This window comes from Frigoribacterium sp. RIT-PI-h (genome assembly GCF_001297205.1).
Lineage (GTDB): Bacteria > Actinomycetota > Actinomycetes > Actinomycetales > Microbacteriaceae > Frigoribacterium.
Genome location: NZ_LHOZ01000065.1, coordinates 190,578 through 207,711, shown reverse-complemented (window position 1 = coordinate 207,711; position 17,134 = coordinate 190,578). Strand labels below are relative to the sequence as shown.

Here is a 17,134-nt window from a genome sequence, read left to right as displayed (position 1 = left end):
CAGCACGGACGACAGCACGAGCCCGGGTCGTGAGGATGGCCTCATGACTCGACGAATCCGGTTCAACGCCTTCGACATGAACTGCGTGGGGCACCAGTCCCCCGGTCTCTGGCGGCACCCCGACGACCGCTCGGCCGACTACACGAAGCTGAGCTACTGGACCTCCCTCGCGCGCCTCCTCGAGAAGGGCGTCTTCGACGGCCTCTTCATCGCCGACGTGCTGGGCACCTACGACGTCTACGGCGGCAACCACGACGCGGCCCTGCGCAACGGCACCCAGACACCGGTCGGCGACCCGGTCCTGCTCGTCTCGGCCATGGCCGCCGCGACCGAGCACCTCGGCTTCGGCATCACGGCCGGTACGGCCTACGAGCACCCCTACCCGTTCGCGCGGCGCATGTCCACGCTCGACCACCTGACCGAGGGGCGGGTCGGCTGGAACGTCGTCACCGGCTACCTGCCGAGCGCCGCCCGCAACATGGGGGCCGACGACCAGCTCGACCACGACACCCGCTACGACCAGGCGGACGAGTACCTCGAGGTCCTCTACAAGTTGTGGGAGGGGTCGTGGGAGGACGACGCCGTCGTGCGCGATCGTGAGTCGGGCGTCTTCACGGACCCGACGAAGGTCCACGAGATCGGCCACGACGGCACGTACTACAAGGTGCCCGGCATCCACATCGCCGAGCCCAGCCCACAACGCACGCCCGTGATCTACCAGGCCGGTGCCTCGCCGCGGGGCATCCGCTTCGCCGCCGGCAACGCCGAGTCGATCTTCGTGGCCGCCCCGACCAAGGAACGCCTGGCCGCGACGGTCGGGAAGATCCGGGACGCCCTCGAGGCCGCGGGTCGGGACCGGTACTCGGCGCGCATCTACACGTTGCTGACAATCATCACCGACGCCACCCCCGAGGCGGCCCGGGCCAAGCACGACGAGTACCGGCGTTACGCCTCGCACGAGGGAGCCTTGACGCTGATGTCGGGCTGGATGGGCGTCGACCTGTCGACCTACTCGCTCGACGACCCCGTGGGTGACGTCGAGAGCAACGCCATCCAGTCGGCACTCGCGAACTTCCAGGCGCAGGAGGGCGACACGGGCAAGGAGTGGACGATCCGCGACATCGCCGAAGCGGCGGGGATCGGCGGTCTCGGGCCCCGCATCGTCGGGTCCGGCGAGGAGATCGCGGACCAGTTGCAGGAGTGGGTCGACGAGACCGACGTGGACGGCTTCAACCTGGCCTACGCGATCACGCCCGGCACGTTCGAGGACGTCGTCGAGCACGTGATCCCCGTGCTCCAGGCCCGGGGCGTCTACCCCACCGAGTACGAACCGGGCACCCTGCGGCAGAAGCTGTTCGGGCGCGGGGACCGGCTGCCGGACGAGCACCACGGCGCGCGGTACAAGGTCTCGACCGGGTTGTCGGCGACCTGAGGGAGGACCTCGAGGCGAGAATCTGAGGATCGTTACAACGGCGTGCCGGTGGAAGCCGACACGCCGTCCTCATCTGCTCTTTTCGGGGCTCGTTCGGATAACGGTGGTCAGCTGCGGGGTCCCGTGGGGGGTGGTCGACGACATGACGCGGTGCCGGGGCCGTGGTTAGTGTGGACGCCGGTCGCCCTCCGAGGAGCGACCGTTCGGATCGATGGTCGTTGCCGGTGATGGGGAGATGGTCTGCGTGGCGTGGGATTTCGTGGTGGACCGGTGGAGCCAGATCTGGTTCGCCTCCTGGCAGCACCTGTCCCTCGTGGTGCAGTGCCTCGTCCTGGCCGTGCTCATCTCGGTCGGCCTCGCCGCCCTCGTGCACCGCAGCCCCAGGCTCTACGCCCTGGCGAACGGCGTCTCCGCCGTCGGGCTGACCCTCCCGTCGTTCGCGCTCGTCGGCCTCCTGATCCCCTTCGCGGGCTTCGGCGTCGCACCGTCGGTCATCGTCGTGACGTTCTTCGCCGCCCTGCCGATCCTGCGCAACGCCGTCGTCGGACTCCACGAGGTCGACGGCTCCATCGTCGAGTCGGCGCGGGGCATCGGCATGGGCCGGTTCCGCACCCTCGCGACCGTTCAGATGCCCCTCGCGTGGCCGATCATCCTCACGGGCATCCGCGTGAGCGCGCAGATGGTCATGGGCATCGCCGCGGTGGCGGCCTACGCGCTGGGGCCCGGCCTCGGCGGCTTCATCTTCTCGGGCCTGTCCCGACTCGGCGGGGCGAACGCGCTCGCCTCCGTGGTCACGGGCGTGGTGGGCGTCGTCCTGCTCGCCCTCGTCCTCGACCTCCTCCTCGTCGGCCTCGGCCGCCTGACCGTCTCGAGAGGCATCCGTGTCCAGAACTGACCCCACCCGCGCCTCCTCGTCCCCCTCGGACGAGGTCTCGGGTCGCAGCATCACCCTCGACCAGGTCACGAAGCGGTACCCCGGCCAGGCGAAGCCGGCCGTGGACGGCATCACCCTCGAGATCCCCGCCGGGAAGATCGTCATGCTCGTCGGGCCCTCGGGTTGCGGCAAGACCACGACGCTGAAGATGATCAACCGGCTGATCGAGCCCTCCGAGGGGCGCATCGTCCTGGGCGACGACGACGTCACCTCCATCGACGGCGACGAGCTGCGCCGTCGCATCGGCTACGTGATCCAGGCCGGCGGCCTGTTCCCGCACATGAGCGTCGCGGCGAACATCGCCATCGTGCCGAAGATGCTCGGCTGGTCGAAGGAGCGCATCGCGGCCCGCGTCGACGAGCTGCTCGAACTCGTGTCGCTCGATCCGGCCACGTACCGCGACCGGTACCCGCGCGAGCTCTCCGGCGGTCAGCAACAGCGCGTCGGAGTCGCTCGCGCACTCGCGGCCGACCCGCCCGTGCTGCTGATGGACGAGCCCTTCGGTGCCGTCGACCCGATCACCCGCCAGCGCCTGCAAGACGAGCTGATCAACATCCAGCACGAGCTGCAGAAGACCATCGTCATCGTCACCCACGACTTCGACGAGGCCGTCAAGCTGGGCGACTGGATCGTCATCTTCTCCGAGGGCGCGCACATCGTCCAGTACGACACCCCCGAACGCATCCTCGCCGAACCGGCGAACGAGTTCGTCGAGAACTTCATCGGGTCGGGCGCCGGCCTCAAGCAGCTGACGTTGACGCGCGTGCGCGACGTCGACCTCGCCGAGGCCGTCGTCGCCCGCTCGGGCGAATCCGCCGCCGACGTCCTCGCCCGGGTCGAGGCGGCCGGCCACGGTCACGCGGTCGTCGTCGACGATCGGGAACGACCCGTCGCGTGGCCCTCGCGCCGACAGCTCGGCCGTCTCGGCGTGCTGGGCTCGACACCCGACGCCGACCTGCCCGTCATCGGCAGCGGTGCCACGCTGAACGACGCACTCGACACCATGCTGGTCTCGAGTGCGGGTGCCGCGCTCGTCACGGGCCGACGCGACGCCTTCATCGGCGTCATCACGGTCGAGGTCGTGATGGAGGCCATCACCCGCGCGCGCGCGTCGGCGGCGGAGGCCCAGCACGACGCGCCGGTGGGTACCAACACGGGCTCCTTCGACGTCGTGCCGGGGGCCCCCGCGGACGACGAGGACGCGGCGTGACCGCCTCGGCCGCTCCGGCCTCGGTCGACGGGCGCTCGTCCGGTCGGCGCGGGCCCCGCCCGGCGTGGCTCGGACTGCTCGTGCAACCCGTGGCCGTGCTCGCCGTGTTCGCGGCGTTCGTCGTCTGGCTGACCACGGCCGACCTGACGACGGCCGAACGCACCACCCTCAACCCCTCCGACCTGCTGGCCTACACGGGCGAGCACCTCGCCCTGACGTTCGTGTCGGCGGCGATCGTGCTCGTGCTGGCCATCCCCCTCGGGGTGCTGCTCACCCGGCGCCCGTTCGTCCGCATCAGCGGCCCCGTGCTGGTCGTCGCGAACTTCGGGCAGGCCGCACCGGCCATCGGTCTGATCGTGCTGCTCGCGTTCTGGCTCGGCTTCACCTTCTGGGCGGCCGTCGTCGCGCTCGTGCTGTACGCGGTGCTGCCGGTGCTGCGCAACACCATGATCGGCCTCCAGAGCGTCGACGCCCGCCTCGTCGAAGCCGGTCGAGGCATGGGCATGAGCGCGTCGTCGGTCCTGCTCAAGGTCGAGCTTCCGCTGGCCGTCCCCGTGATGCTCTCGGGCATCCGCACGGCCCTCGTGCTGCTCGTCGGGTCGGCGGCCCTGGCCACGTTCATCGGCGCCGGCGGCCTGGGCCTTCTCATCACCACCGGGGTCAACCTCTTCCTGCCCCGGGTCCTCGTCTCCGGGGCTCTGCTCATCGCCCTGCTCGCCCTCATGATCGACTGGCTGGGTCGTGTCGTCGAGTACGTCGCCCGTCCGAAGGGACTCCGCGCATGACCACCTCCCGCCTCCCCCGCCAGCTGCGCCGCGCCTCCTCGTCCCTCGTTGTCGTCGCCGCGGCGACGGTCGCGCTGACCGGATGCGGCCTGCAACCGGCGACAGCGTTCGTGCCCGCGGTGGCACCAGGCTCGATCCGAGCCATCGAAGGGCTGCCCGACGACGCGGCCATCACCGTGACGGCGAAGAACTTCACCGAGCAGCTGATCCTCGGCAAGATCGCGGTGCTCGCCGCCCAGGCCGCGGGCTTCGAGGTGACCGACATGACGAACGTGCCGGGGTCGGTGGCGGTACGACAGCTGATGCTCGACGGCACGGCCGACATGACCTACGAGTACACCGGCACCGCCTGGCTGACCTACCTCGCCGAGGCCGAGGGCATCCCCGACCAGCAAGAGCAGTACGAGGCCGTCCGCGACGCGGACGCCGACAACGGACTGACCTGGCTCGAGCCGGCGCCCCTCAACAACACCTACGCCATGGCCGTCCGGGCGGAGGCCGTGCCCGAGCTGGGCGACATCACGTCGCTCTCGCAGATCGCCGACCTGCCCGTCGACCAGCGCACCTTCTGCGTCGAGGCCGAGTTCAACTCGCGGGCCGACGGCTTCGCCCCGATGCTCGCCGCCTACGGGCTCGAACTCGGGGCCGCGGACGGCGTGCCGACGAGCAACGTCAGCATCCTCGACACGGGCACGGTGTACACCGCGACCGACCGGGGCAGCTGCAACTTCGGCGAGGTGTTCACGACCGACGGTCGGATCGACTCTCTCGACCTCGACGTGCTAGAGGACGACCGTGGGTTCTTCCCCGCCTACAACGCGGCACCGGTGCTCTCGACGGCCACGCTCGAGGAGTACCCCCAGCTGGCCGAGGTGTACGACGAGATCTCGCCAGCCCTCACCGACACCGAGATGCGCCGCCTCAACCTGGCGGTCGACGTCGAGGGCGAGGAGCCGGCCGACGTGGCCTTTGACTGGATGGTCGAGCAGGGATTCGTCACCCGTCCGTGACACGCGGACGAGGGTGATTGTGACGGGTGATGCGCCCCTCGACCGATCGGTCGGGGGGCGTTCTCCGTCTGTACCCCATCGGTGACCGCCAGGACGGGGACGAGGCGAGATGAACGACACCTGTCGGGATGGTGAACGCCGTCCACGTGGGCGTGTCGGGCTTCGATCCGTGAGCGCGTACCGGTGCCTGACCAGGCATTTCGCCGAAACCGCGGTGGTCTCTGCGTCCTGCCCGCGAAGGGACACGCCGCGCCGGCGCGTTTCACGGCTCCTTGTCACCCCCGCACGGGTGACACGACAGGGGTCGGGAGTCACCCGTTCGGGTGTCGGCAACAGGGGGGACACGGCCGCCCCCGAACGGGGGGTCTTGATAGGCTCTTGTGTCGGGTGCCCCCCGAACTAGAGTCACAGCATCCTCCTGGTCGACCCGAAATCACCAGGAACCGAGAAACCCGACCCTCTCCCCGGGAGCATCTGCTCCCGCATCACCGCACCGACCCGAATCGTGCGCCGAGCAGACCCGCTGCCCGGCGCGCCCGCCGCCGCCCCGGCGGCCGCCCCGCCCCCCCGTGACGTCCGGGCCCGGGCGCGCCGCGGGGGGGGGCGAGCGACCCCGATTCGGGCCCGCCCGCCCGCCACCGCCCCGTCGTCACCACCGACGTGGGCGCGCCGTCTCCTACCCGAACCCGAGACCCGATGTCCAGCACGCAGAGCGAACTCCGCGCAGTCCTGGTCGGACCGTCGTCACCCCGACGGATCGACCCCCCGTTCGGCCCGACCGAGGCGGAGGGGCCCCCCGCCCCCCGGCCGCGACCCCCGCGCCGCGCCCGGCGCGGCGGGGGCCCGCCGCTACCGGCGCCGCCTCCGCCTCGTCGACACCGTCGTCCTGACCCTGAGCATCGTCGGTGCCGTCGCGGTCGACGCCGCGCGGGCCATCGCAGCCGGTCGGGGCTCGGACGCGACCACCCTCCTCGAGTCGGTCGGCTCGCCCGTGCTGCCCGTCGTCGTGGGGCTGGTCTGGACCCTCTGCCTGACGCTGCACCGCACCCGCGACCTCGCGGTCGTGGGCAGCGGCGTCGTCGAGTACAAGCGCCTCCTCACGGCCAGCGTCTGGGCCTTCGCCGTCGTAGCGATCGGGTTCGCGTCGGTCGGTCACATCGGCGGTGAGGGCTATTTCCTGGTGGCGTTGCCCGTCGGCGGGGCCGGCCTGGTCGTCGGGCGGTGGACGATGCGGCGCTGGCTCGAGCGCCAACGTGCGAAGGGGCACTACCTCTCGAGGGCGGTCATCGTGGGATCGCGCGACGACATCGCCGACGTCGTCCGTCGCATCGACAAGACGAGCGGTGCCGTGTACGACGTCGTCGGGGCCGCCGTCCCGGACGCCGACCCGCGGGGCATCGTCGTCGGGGGCCGTGTCGTCCCCGTGGTGGCCGACCTCGACGGGGTCCCCCGTGCCGTCTGGCGTCTGGGCGCCGAGAGCGTGATCGTCGCCGGCGAACCCGGTCGTGGCCGCGAGTACCTCCGCGACCTCGGATGGTCGCTCGAAGGACGCGCGACGGAGCTCGTCATCGCCTCGCGACTGACGAACGTCGCCGGGCCGCGCATCCACTACCGTCCGGTCGAGGGTCTTCCCCTGATGCACGTCGAGCTGCCGCAGTTCGACGGCCCGAGGCACGCCCTCAAGCGGCTGTCCGACCTGGTGCTGGCGTCCGCCGCCCTCGTCGTCCTCGCGCCGGTGTTCGCCGTGGTCGCCCTCGCGGTGCGTCTCGACGGCCCGGGCCCGGTGCTGTTCCGTCAGCGACGGGTCGGCCGGGACGGGCGCACCTTCGAGATGTTGAAGTTCCGGTCGATGGTGGTCGACGCCGAGAGCCGCCTCGCCGACCTGACGCAGGCCGACGAGGGCGCCGGCCTGCTCTTCAAGATGAAGTCCGACCCCCGGGTCACCCGCGTCGGCGGTGTCCTCCGCCGATGGTCGCTCGACGAGCTCCCCCAGCTGTGGAACATCGTCCGGGGGGAGATGGGCGTCGTCGGCCCCCGCCCGCCCCTCCCGCGCGAGGTCGAGGGGTACGAGGACCACGTCCACCGACGTCTCTACATCAAGCCCGGTCTCACCGGCATGTGGCAGGTGAACGGGCGCAGCGACCTCAGCTGGGAGGAGAGCGTCCGCCTCGACCTCTACTACGTCGAGAACTGGTCGCTGACGGTCGACTTCGTCATCATGTGGCGCACCGTCCGCGTGCTCTTCGAACACCGGGGAGCGTATTGAGCCCCTCCAGCAGCATCCGAGACCACCACGGGCCGTTCACGGGCCCGGACCACGCTCACGACGACAGGGGAGAGAGCATGTCCGTCGACATCAGGCACTACCGGGACCGCGAGTCCGCACCGGCGGCGACCGCCGCACCGGCCACGCGGGAGGACGCCCGCCCGGGCGTCGACCTGCCCGAACTCCCCCGCCGCCGGAGGGGATCGCGTCGCAGCCGGGTGCTGCTGGTGCACTCGTCCGATGAGATGTACGGCTCGGACCGGATCGTCCTCGAGGTGGTCGGCGAGCTCGCTGCCCGCGACGACCTCGACGTCACGGTCTGGCTGCCCTCCGACGTCGCGGTCGGGCCCCTGGGCCCGAGGCTGCGCGAGCTCGGGGCGCGCGTCGAGCGGACGCCCCTGCCGATCCTGCGCCGGACCCGGCTCGGGCCGCTCGGACTCGTCCGCCTGGCCCGCGACGCGGCTCGCACGGCGCTCCGCTTGTCGGGACGCCACTTCGACCTCGTCTACTGCGCGACGAGTGCCTGTCTCGTCGTCGCTCCCGTCGCCCGGGTCATGGGTGTCCGCCGCGTAGTGGGACACCTGCAGGAGCCCTGGAGCGACGGTGACCGTCGTGGCCTCCGTCCCATGGCCCGCGCCTGCACCTCGCTGGTCGCCGTGTCGCGCTCGGTGCTCGACTCGTCCGGCCTCTCGGAGGACTCGCGCGCCGTCGTGGTCCACAACGGCGTCTCGGACCGGTCGATCGCCGCGGTCGAGCGAGCCGAGGGTCGTGTGCCCCAGTACGTGGGGGCGAGCCGATGGACCGGCCACAAGGGCCACGCGACTCTGCTCACCGCCTGGAACGCGGCGGGCTGCCCCGGCCAGCTCGTCGTCCTGGGCGGCCCCCCGGCCGTCGGCTCCTCCGTCGACGTGCCCGGTCTCGTCGCGGCAATCGTCTCGCGGCCCGAGACGGTCACCGTCGTGGGAGAGGTCGACGACGCGTCGCCCTACCTGCGCGACGCCGACGCGGTCATCCTGCCGACCGACACCCTCGAGGGGTTCGGACTCGTGACGCTCGCGGCGTTCAGCCAGGGGCGTCCCGTCATCGCCAGCCGCTCCGGCGGTCCCGAGGAGGTCGTCGACGAGGGCCGCCCGGGCTGGCTCTTCGACCGTCGCGACGTCGACGGCCTGACGACGATCCTCGCCTCGATGGACGTCGCCACCCTGGCCGTCGCCGGGCGCAACGCCCGCGAGGCCTACCTGCAGCGGTTCACGCCGGAACGCATGCGCCGCCGCATCGGTGCCGTCGTCACGCGCGAACTGCACACGGCCGACGTCGACTCGCTGGCGGTGGCTTCGTGAGCGACACCACCACGACCGCCGAGGCGGCCTCGCCCGGCCCCGCCGTGCCCCGTGCCGTGCGGCCCGCCCTCGCCGCCCTCGCGTCGGCCCAGGAGCCGTCGACGGGTGCGCCCGCGTGCTCCCGCTTCGGCAACCGCCGCCTCGGTCGCTGGGCCGCCGCGGTGGCCTACACGCTGGGTGCGACGCCGAACCAGGTCACCGCATTGAGTGCCGCGTGCACCTTCGCGGGCATCGCCGTCCTCGCCCTCGCGCCGTCCGGCATCGGCACGGCCCTGGCCGTCGTCCTGCTCCTCGTCGTGGGATACGCGCTCGACTCGGCGGACGGGCAGGTCGCCCGCCTCCGCGGTGGCGGCAGCCCCGCCGGTGAATGGCTCGACCACGTCATCGACGCGACCAAGATCGCGGTGCTGCACCTGGCCGTCTTCGCGTCGTGGTTGCGTGAACCGGACGGTCGCGAGGCCCTGTTGGCCGCGCCGCTCGTTTACCAGGTCGTGGCGACGGTGGCCTTCTTCGCCATCGTCCTGACCGACCAGCTCCGCCGCGCCGAGGCGGCCCGGACCGGCGTCGCCGCGCCCGTGGGACGACGCACGGGATTGCTCTACTCCCTGGCGGTCGTCCCGACGGACTACGGCCTGATGTGCCTCGCGTTCGTCCTGTTGGCCTGGCCGCCCGCGTTCACCGTGGTCTACCTGGCCCTCCTCGTCGCCAACGCCGGCTATCTCGTCCTCGCCTTGCCGAAATGGTTCCGCGAGCTGAAGTCCGTGACGCCCCCGTCGATCGGGTCGAGGCCGTGAGTCGCGAGGGCACCCCGACCCGACGTGCCCTCGTCGGCGGTCTCGGTCGGGCCGTGTCACGCCACGCCGCGCTCGTCGGCGTGGCGGCCCTGCTCGGGGTGGCCGCCGGTGCCGGCGCGTCGCAGCTCGCTCCGGTGGGATGGCGCGCCGAGGCGACCGTCCTGGTCCGCGTCGAGTCCCCGGGATCGGGCCTGGCGGCCCGCGGGCAGTTCGCGCAGCAGCGTGTGTCGTCCTACGCCGAGCTGGGCACGAGCCCCGAGGTCCTCGGGCCGGTCGCGGCCGACCTCGGCGTCCCCGTCGACGAACTCGCCGAACGGGTCTCGGTGGTCAACCCGGGCGGCACCGCCGTCCTCCGCGTGCAGACGACGGCCGGCACGGCCGACGGGGCGGCCTCGTTGGCCGACGACGTCGCCGAGAGCCTCTCGGCGGTCGTGGACCGCGTCGAGTCGCAGGCCGGGTCGGACGGTCAGACCGTCGCACTCGACCTGACCTCCCCGGCGGCCGTGCCGTCGACGCCCGACGAACCGGGCCTCGCTCTGACGATCCTCTCGGGACTCCTGGCCGGCCTGGCGGTCGGTCTCGCGGGTGCGATCGTCCTGTCCCGTGCCCGACCGACGGTCGACACGGTCGAGGACGTCCGCCGGATCACGGGGCTTCCGGTCGTGGGACAGCTCCCGGGGGCCCTCCGACACGGCGACGATCCGGTCACCGGGGTCTCGTCCGCCCGGACCCGCACGGCCCTGCGCGAGGTCGTCCAGAACACGCGGGCACTGCGCGGTGGCGCGCTGCCCGCCACGCTCCTGTTGGCGCGGACGGATTCCGTCCGCGAGGCGGTAGGCGTCGACGGCGGCCTCGCGCGCGCCGTCGTCGAGCTCGGCGCCACCTGCGCCCTCGTCCAGTCCGACTTCGACACCCGCACCCTCTCGCGCCCGTCGACGGTGCCCGTCGGTGCCGTGCCCGAGGAGGTCGAGGCCGATCGGCACGGGTACGACCGCGTGCCGGTGCCCGACGGGGTCGTCGCGTCGTCCCGTCACCTGGTCCGCTCCGGGACCCACGCCTTCTTCGCCGCTCTTCGGGAGGACTACGACGTCTCCGTCGTCCAGGCCTCGAGCGACTCCCACCCGCTCGCGTTGCGCAGCGTGACCGAGGAGGTCGACGGCGTGCTGCTCGTCGTCCGCTCCGGCGTCACGACCGTGGAGTCCCTCCGGAGCCTGAGCGCCGAGCTGCTCAGCTTGGACGTCCGGCCCGTGGGCGTCGTGCTGACCGGCGTGCCTCCGTGGCGTCGGGTCCTGGTGCGCGCCACGTGGCTCGACGACGACGTCCGTCACCCCGTCGAGGAACCCGCGCCCTCGTTCAGCATCGCCGACCTGGTAGACCACGCGGGCGGGTCGCGTCCGCTCCAGGACCTCCCCCGCCTCCGACGTCGGCCCGGTGCCCTGTCGTGACCGCATCCGAGCAGCACCCCGACGAGAGGACCACACCCGTGGACGTCATCCCCACCCCCGCAACCGACCTCGCCCTCGACCCCGTCGAGGTCGGGAACGGACGAGGAGGCGCGGGCCGGGTCGGCTACGCGGCCGGTGCCTTCGACCTGTTCCACATCGGCCACCTGAACCTGCTGCGGCACGCGTCCGCGCAGTGCGACCACCTCATCGCCGGGGTCGTGTCCGACGAGATGCTCCAGGTCACGAAGGGGATCTCGCCCGTCGTCCCCCTCGCCGAACGACTCGAGATCGTCCGTCACATCGACGTCGTGGACGGCGTCCACGCCGAGACCGTGCCCGACAAGATGGACGTCTGGCGCGAGCTGCGCTTCGACGTGTTCTTCAAGGGCGACGACTGGCGGGGCACCGAGAAGGGCCTCCGACTCGAACGCGAGTTCGCCGCGGTCGGGGTCGAGGTCGTCTACTTCCCGTACACGATGAGCACGTCCAGCACGGTCCTCCGCCGGGCGCTCCGGGCCCTCTCCGGTGCACCGGGCCACGGCGCCGAACCGGTCACCGTCGGCGACTCCGTCCGGCTCCAGGGCTGACCGGTCCTCCCCAGCCCGGCACCGACCGTCGTCGACGGGTGCGGCTGGGGAGAACCACCCGAGCGTGGTGGCGGCCCGAGATGCTCGACCCATGACACTCACCTCGGTCCTCGACACCACCCTCGACCGCCCTCCTGCCGACGCGATCAGTGCCCGCGACGCGTCCGAACCGGCACGGGTCGCCGATCCGCACGCGCCCGTCCGCGACGTCGACGACCTCGTCCGGCACGTCGACGCCATCGTCCCGGTGGCGGTGCGTCGTCAGCTCTGGACGTTGTTCTTCGACGACGACGACGTCCCCCTGCCCCTCATGGTGCCGCTCGAGGGCATCCCCGAGGTGCCCGACACCTCCGCCCTGGACCACTACGGTGATGCCCTGGCAGCCGTCGCCACGGAGTTCGGCGCCGCGACCGTGGCGTTCGTCCTCGAGAGGGTCGGGGCCGCGTCGCCCCGTCCCTCGGACCGTCGGTGGGCCGAGGGGCTCCAGGCGCTCGGTCGAGGACGACCGTTCGAGGTCCGACCGGTGCTCCTGTGCGGCGACGACGGCGTGTCCCTGCTCGACGCGGGCAGCGGAACCGACGGCCACGCAGCCCGGGATGCCGTCCCTCAGGCGTCCTCGAGCCCCGTCCGCTTGGTCGACATCGTCCGCCTGCCCTGACCCCGCTCGCGGTCGACGAGTCGCCACCAGGCGGTCTCGGCGAGATCCGGGGACGTGTAGACGCCCAGCCGGGCCGGCTCGGCGTCGGTCGGACTCCACCGGCTCAACCGGTACCCGCCGCCGAAGCGCTCGACGACCGCCTCGGGTGCAGCCTCGGGGTCGGCACGCACGGTCCACCGGTCGGGGACGTTCTCGTCGAGCATCGGTCGATCGTACCCGGGTCAGGCGCGCTGGCCGAGGCGACCGCGCAGCACGTCGATGCGCTTCTGGATCTGCTCGGTGCTGGCCTGGGCGACCGACGGGCCCCCGCTGATGCGCCTGAGGTCGGCGTGGATCAGCCCGTGCGGCTCGTTCGAGTGACGCGACCAGATCGACACCAGCCGGCTGAGCTCCTGCCGCTGCTCTTTGATCGTCTGGTAGAGAGGTCGGGCCTCGTCGACCGGAGTCGTCGTGGGCAACCCGGTCTTCGGAGCCCGTCGGGCCTGGGTGGCCTGGCGTTGTCGCAGCAGGTCGCGCACCTGATCGGGCTCGAGCAGACCGGGGATCCCGATGAAGTCGAGTTCTTCGAGGCTGCCGATCTCGCCTCCGGTGCCGAACTCGCCACCGTCGTAGAGCACCCGGTCGAACGAGGCCTGCGAGTCGAGAGCCTCGAAGGGTTGCTGCTCGAGGAGGCTCGACGCCTTCTCGTCGCGGTTGGCCGCGGCCATCATGTCTTCTTCGGGCGCGAACAGCCCGTCGTCGGCGTCGGTGGGCCGGTCGAGCGCGTGGTCGCGTTGCAGTTCGAGCTGGTTGGCCAGGGCCATCAGGCTGGGCACGCTCGGCAGGAAGATCGACGCGGTCTCACCCCGCCGCCGGGCCCGGACGAACCGACCCACGACCTGGGCGAAGAAGAGCGGCGTCGAGGCCGAGGTGGCGTACACGCCGACGGCGAGGCGTGGGACGTCGACGCCCTCGGACACCATGCGGACGGCGACCATCCAGCGGCTGTCACCGTCGGAGAAGGCCTGGATGCGGTCGGAGGCGGCCTTCTCGTCGCTCAGGACGACGGTCGGGCGCTCGCCCGTGAGCTTCTGGAGCACGGCCGCGTACTGCCGAGCCGCGGTGTGGTCGGTGGCGATGACGAGACCGCCGGCGTCGGGAACGCCACGGCGCACCTCGGTGAGACGCTTGTCGGCCGCCGAGAGGACGGCAGGGATCCAGTCGCCCTGGGGCGACAGCGCCGTGCGCCAGGCCTGAGCCGTGATGTCCTTCGTCACGGCTTCGCCGAGGGACGCGCTCATCTCGTCGCCCATCCGGGTGCGCCAGCGCATCTGCCCGGCGTACGCCATGAAGAGGACGGGGCGCACGACGCCGTCGGCGAGGGCGCGACCGTAGCCGTAGGAGTAGTCGGCCCTCGAGGTGCGGATGCCGTGCTCGTCGGGGGCGTACTGCACGAACGGGATCGGCGCCGTGTCGGACCGGAACGGGGTGCCCGTCAACGAGAGGCGGCGGGTCGCGCCGGTGTAGGCCTCGCGGATGCCGTCGCCCCAGCTCAGTGCGTCGCCGCCGTGGTGCACCTCGTCGAGGATCACGAGGGTGCGACCGGCCGTCGTGATGGCCTTGTGCACCTCGGGCTTCATTCCGACCTGGGCGTAGGTGACGGCGATGCCGTGGTAGTGGCGCCCGAAGGTGCCGTCGGCGTTCTTGAACATCGGGTCGAGGCGGAGGTTGACCCGATCGGCGGCGTCCGCCCACTGGCGTTTGAGGTGCTCGGTGGGGGCGACGACGACGACGCGGTCGACCTCGCCGCGGGACAGGAGCTCGGTGGCGAGGCGGAGGGCGAAGGTCGTCTTGCCGGCGCCCGGAGTGGCCGCCGCGAGGAAGTCCCTCGGCATCGTCGAGAAGTAGAGCTCGAGGGCGTCGGCCTGCCAGGCGCGCAACTTGCTGGCGGTGCCCCAGGCGGCCCGCTCGGGGAACGCGGGCGAGAGGTGTTCGGCGGCCGAGTTGCCTGCCGAGACGCCGACGTCGAGCGGGTCGGACGACGTGCCGTCGAGGTGCTGCTCACCCCCGGCGGGGTCGGATGCGTTGGCGGTGCTCACTCGAACCGAGTTTACCCTCGACCGGCGTCGTCCACGGACGCGGCGCCCGCGTCCCGACCCGACGCGCCGGGCCGACGTCGCGAGGCGCCGAGCAGCGAGGCCGGCGTCAGCATGGCCGACCCGAACTTGGCCCTGAGGGCGTCCATGGTCGATTCCGCCTCGCGCCAGTCGGCGTCGTCGTCCCACAGGCCGAGCGAGTCGCCGCCCGTCCCCTCGCTGAGCTGTTCGACGCGCACGCCGACGAGCCGGATGCGTTCGTGCTGCTTGCCCGTGGCCTCGTACAGGGAGACGACCTCGTCGTAGATGCGGCGACCGAGGTCGGTCGGATCGGCGAGTGTGCGTGACCGTGTGATGGTCACGAAGTCGGTCGTCCTCAGCTTGAGCACGACCGTGCGGCCGCTCACGCCGGCGGCCCGCAGGCGGGTGCCGACCTTGTCACTCAGGCGGAGGAGTTCGCGACGGACGACGACCGGGTCGACGACGTCGGTGCCGAAGGTGTTCTCGTTGCCGACGCTCTTCTCGGCCGTCTCGGTGTGGACGCTGCGCGGGTCGCGGCCCCACGCCAGGTCGTGCAGCTTCGCGCCGGCCGCCGGCCCGACCGCGTGGACGAGCATGTCGAGGGGGGCGGCGGCGACGTCGCCGACCGTTCGCAGGCCCCGGTCGAGCAGCACCTGCCCGGTCTTGCCGCCCACGCCCCAGAGGGCGCTGATCGGCCGCGGGTGCAGGAAGGCCAGGGTGTGGCGGTGCGGCACGAGCAGGAGCCCGTCGGGCTTGGCGACGCTCGAGGCGAGCTTGGCGACGAACTTGGTGGACGCGGCACCGATGCTGCAGTGCAGGCCGGTCTCGGCGTGCACCCGTCGACGCAGCGCCGTGGCGATCTCGAACGGGGAGCCCATCAGGCGGATCGATCCGCTGACGTCGAGGAACGCCTCGTCGATGCCGAGGCGCTCGACCAGAGGCGTGACGTCGTCGAACATCGACATGACGCGCGAGGACCAGTGCTGGTACTTCTCGAAGTGCGGTTCGAGCACGATCGCCTGCGGGCAGCGACGCAACGCGATCGCCATGGGCATCGCCGAGTTGACCCCGTACTTTCTTGCCTCGTAGGTGGCGGCCGTGACGACCGACCGGTCGGAGCGGTGCCCGATGACCACGGGCCGGCCCCGCAACTCGGGGTGGTCGAGCAGTTCGACGGAGGCGAAGAAGGCGTCCATGTCGACATGGAAGATCGGCGCGGTCGCGTCATCGGTCGGCACCGTGGTGACGAGTCGCCCGCTGCCGTCTTGTTTGCTCACCGGAGCATCCTCACATGCGCCACCGACATCGACGTCGCCCGGGCCGCGGCGCCCTCGGTCGACCGGGAGAACGACCCCGTCAGGCCCCCGGTCCGAGCAGTGCCGCCGCGATCGTCGCGTGTGCCGAGTCGGTGCTCGACGGGTGGAAGCGTCCGGCGAGGACGTCGCGTTGCAGGCGCCCGAGCTCGGAGGACGACCGGTACGACGAACCCCCGGCGACGGTGACCGCCTGCTCGACCACCGCGCGGGCCGTCTCGGTGGCCCGCGTCTTCAGCCCGACCACGAGCCTCGGCCAGTCGGCTCCGTGGTCGACGAGCGCGTCGACGTCCCGGGCGACCTGGTCCACCTGGGGTTCGAGCCCGTCGACCGCCAGCCCGGCGTCGGCGACGCGCCACCGCACGACCGGGTCGAGCGCCCGGGCCGCTCCTCCGGCGCGCCGCGAGGTCGTCCCGAGTGCCGACTCGACGGCGAGCTCGAGGGCCCGGCGGGCGATGCCCCGGTACACGGCGGCGACGGTCGTCTCGAAGACGGCGAAGACGGCGAAGACGAACGGGTCGGCGCTCGGGCCCACGGGCAGTCGGCGGACGATGCGCGCAGCGGGTACCTCGACCGCGGTGAGTCGGGTCGTGTGGCTCTGTGTCGCGCGCATGCCGATCGTGTCCCAGTCCCCCAGCGAGGTGTGGCCCGGCTGGTCGCGGTGCACGAACCCGTGGACGAGGGTCGGCGCGTCCTGGTCGGAGTCGTCCCGTCCGAAGACGCCGAGGCGCGTCCAGACCGGCGAGAGCGAGGTGGAGACCTTCGTGCCGGTGAACCGGTAGCCGCCGTCACCCGTGGGGTCGGCCGAGGTCGTCGAGTCGGACAGGACGAGGTCGTTGCCGGGCTCGCTCACGCCGAAGGCGAAGACCTCGTCGTGCGCGGCGTCCTCCAGGACGAGGTCCAGCGAGTCGTCGCCCCGGGCCCGCAGTACGGCCGCGCACCCGGTCCAGACCAGGTGCATGTTGACCGCCAACGCCGTCGCCGGCGCCGCGGTCGCGAGGCGCGACTGCAGGGACGCGACCTGCTCGAGTCCGAGACCCGCGCCTCCTCGGTCGGTCGGGACGAAGGCCCGCAGGTAACCGCGCTCGCGCAGCTCGGCGAGGTCGTCGTGGGGGAACGTGTTCTCGTGGTCGTGGCCCGCGGCCCGCCCTCGGAAGCGTTCGAGCAGCCCGTCGGGCAGCAGCTCGTCGGGCGACCAGGAGGCGCGGGTCGGGTCGGACGCGGAGGCGGGCTTCGGTGCGGGCACGCGTCGAGAGGAGTTTGG

General features: G+C 72.1%; 15 protein-coding genes. 11 read left to right on the top strand and 4 right to left on the bottom strand.

Annotated features, from left to right (window positions below; translation table 11 throughout):
* The first annotated feature begins 43 nt into the window (after window positions 1–43).
* The 11 genes from AEQ27_RS07905 to AEQ27_RS07855 all read left to right on the top strand — a co-directional run bounded on the left by AEQ27_RS07905 (window position 44) and on the right by AEQ27_RS07855 (window position 12,461).
* A complete protein-coding gene (locus AEQ27_RS07905; RefSeq protein ID WP_054146126.1) occupies window positions 44–1,432 on the top strand; it encodes an LLM class flavin-dependent oxidoreductase in 1,389 nt (462 codons plus the stop codon).
* Between the two features lie 244 nt (window positions 1,433–1,676).
* On the top strand, window positions 1,677–2,327 hold the full coding sequence (locus tag AEQ27_RS07900; RefSeq protein WP_235451016.1) for an ABC transporter permease: 651 nt from the start codon (window positions 1,677–1,679) through the stop codon (window positions 2,325–2,327).
* Window positions 2,314–3,576, top strand: a complete 1,263-nt coding sequence (locus AEQ27_RS07895) for an ATP-binding cassette domain-containing protein (RefSeq protein ID WP_054146124.1) — start codon at window positions 2,314–2,316, stop codon at window positions 3,574–3,576. The genes AEQ27_RS07900 and AEQ27_RS07895 overlap by 14 nt, the downstream gene beginning before the upstream one ends.
* Window positions 3,577–3,650: 74 nt before the next feature.
* Window positions 3,651–4,361, top strand: a complete 711-nt coding sequence (locus AEQ27_RS07890; RefSeq protein WP_054146196.1) for an ABC transporter permease — start codon at window positions 3,651–3,653, stop codon at window positions 4,359–4,361.
* Window positions 4,358–5,371 (top strand): glycine betaine ABC transporter substrate-binding protein, encoded by a 1,014-nt coding sequence (locus AEQ27_RS07885; RefSeq protein ID WP_054146123.1) that lies wholly within the window; start codon window positions 4,358–4,360, stop codon window positions 5,369–5,371. The genes AEQ27_RS07890 and AEQ27_RS07885 overlap by 4 nt, the downstream gene beginning before the upstream one ends.
* A gap of 505 nt (window positions 5,372–5,876) precedes the next feature.
* Window positions 5,877–7,637, top strand: a complete 1,761-nt coding sequence (locus AEQ27_RS07880) for a sugar transferase (protein ID WP_054146122.1) — start codon at window positions 5,877–5,879, stop codon at window positions 7,635–7,637.
* Window positions 7,638–7,714: 77 nt separating this feature from the next.
* Window positions 7,715–8,977 carry a glycosyltransferase family 4 protein gene (locus AEQ27_RS07875; RefSeq protein WP_054146121.1) on the top strand — a complete coding sequence of 421 codons (1,263 nt, stop codon included), beginning with the start codon at window positions 7,715–7,717 and terminating at the stop codon, window positions 8,975–8,977.
* A complete protein-coding gene (locus AEQ27_RS07870; RefSeq protein ID WP_235451015.1) occupies window positions 8,974–9,771 on the top strand; it encodes a CDP-alcohol phosphatidyltransferase family protein in 798 nt (265 codons plus the stop codon). Before AEQ27_RS07875 ends, AEQ27_RS07870 begins: the two co-directional genes overlap by 4 nt.
* Entirely contained in the window at window positions 9,768–11,216 is a 1,449-nt protein-coding gene (locus AEQ27_RS07865; RefSeq protein ID WP_054146120.1) for a hypothetical protein, read from the top strand. The genes AEQ27_RS07870 and AEQ27_RS07865 overlap by 4 nt, the downstream gene beginning before the upstream one ends.
* Entirely contained in the window at window positions 11,213–11,803 is a 591-nt protein-coding gene (locus tag AEQ27_RS07860; RefSeq protein ID WP_255349755.1) for an adenylyltransferase/cytidyltransferase family protein, read from the top strand. The genes AEQ27_RS07865 and AEQ27_RS07860 overlap by 4 nt, the downstream gene beginning before the upstream one ends.
* Window positions 11,804–11,894: 91 nt before the next feature.
* Window positions 11,895–12,461: a hypothetical protein gene (locus AEQ27_RS07855; RefSeq protein ID WP_054146119.1), complete on the top strand. Its 567-nt coding sequence runs from the start codon at window positions 11,895–11,897 to the stop codon at window positions 12,459–12,461.
* On the opposite strand, the gene AEQ27_RS07850 is transcribed toward AEQ27_RS07855, so the two are convergent.
* The 4 genes from AEQ27_RS07850 to AEQ27_RS07835 all read right to left on the bottom strand — a co-directional run bounded on the left by AEQ27_RS07850 (window position 12,410) and on the right by AEQ27_RS07835 (window position 17,116).
* Complete coding sequence (locus tag AEQ27_RS07850) at window positions 12,410–12,664, bottom strand: hypothetical protein (protein WP_054146118.1); 255 nt, start codon at window positions 12,662–12,664, stop codon at window positions 12,410–12,412. The genes AEQ27_RS07855 and AEQ27_RS07850 overlap by 52 nt on opposite strands.
* An 18-nt stretch (window positions 12,665–12,682) precedes the next feature.
* A complete protein-coding gene (locus tag AEQ27_RS07845; protein ID WP_054146117.1) occupies window positions 12,683–14,539 on the bottom strand; it encodes a DEAD/DEAH box helicase in 1,857 nt (618 codons plus the stop codon).
* A gap of 11 nt (window positions 14,540–14,550) precedes the next feature.
* Window positions 14,551–15,834, bottom strand: a complete 1,284-nt coding sequence (gene dinB / locus AEQ27_RS07840; protein ID WP_054146116.1) for a DNA polymerase IV — start codon at window positions 15,832–15,834, stop codon at window positions 14,551–14,553.
* Window positions 15,835–15,913: 79 nt separating this feature from the next.
* A complete protein-coding gene (locus tag AEQ27_RS07835; RefSeq protein WP_054146115.1) occupies window positions 15,914–17,116 on the bottom strand; it encodes an acyl-CoA dehydrogenase family protein in 1,203 nt (400 codons plus the stop codon).
* Window positions 17,117–17,134: the final 18 nt, after the last annotated feature.

Excerpts from the sequence above, each read along its gene's own strand:
- AEQ27_RS07905 (WP_054146126.1), top strand. The coding sequence starts at position 44 with ATGACTCGACGAATCCGGTTCAACGCCTTCGACATGAACTGCGTGGGG.
- AEQ27_RS07855 (WP_054146119.1), top strand. The coding sequence starts at position 11,895 with ATGACACTCACCTCGGTCCTCGACACCACCCTCGACCGCCCTCCTGCC.
- AEQ27_RS07850 (WP_054146118.1), bottom strand. The coding sequence starts at position 12,664 with ATGCTCGACGAGAACGTCCCCGACCGGTGGACCGTGCGTGCCGACCCC.
- AEQ27_RS07875 (WP_054146121.1), top strand. The coding sequence starts at position 7,715 with ATGTCCGTCGACATCAGGCACTACCGGGACCGCGAGTCCGCACCGGCG.
- AEQ27_RS07885 (WP_054146123.1), top strand. The coding sequence starts at position 4,358 with ATGACCACCTCCCGCCTCCCCCGCCAGCTGCGCCGCGCCTCCTCGTCC.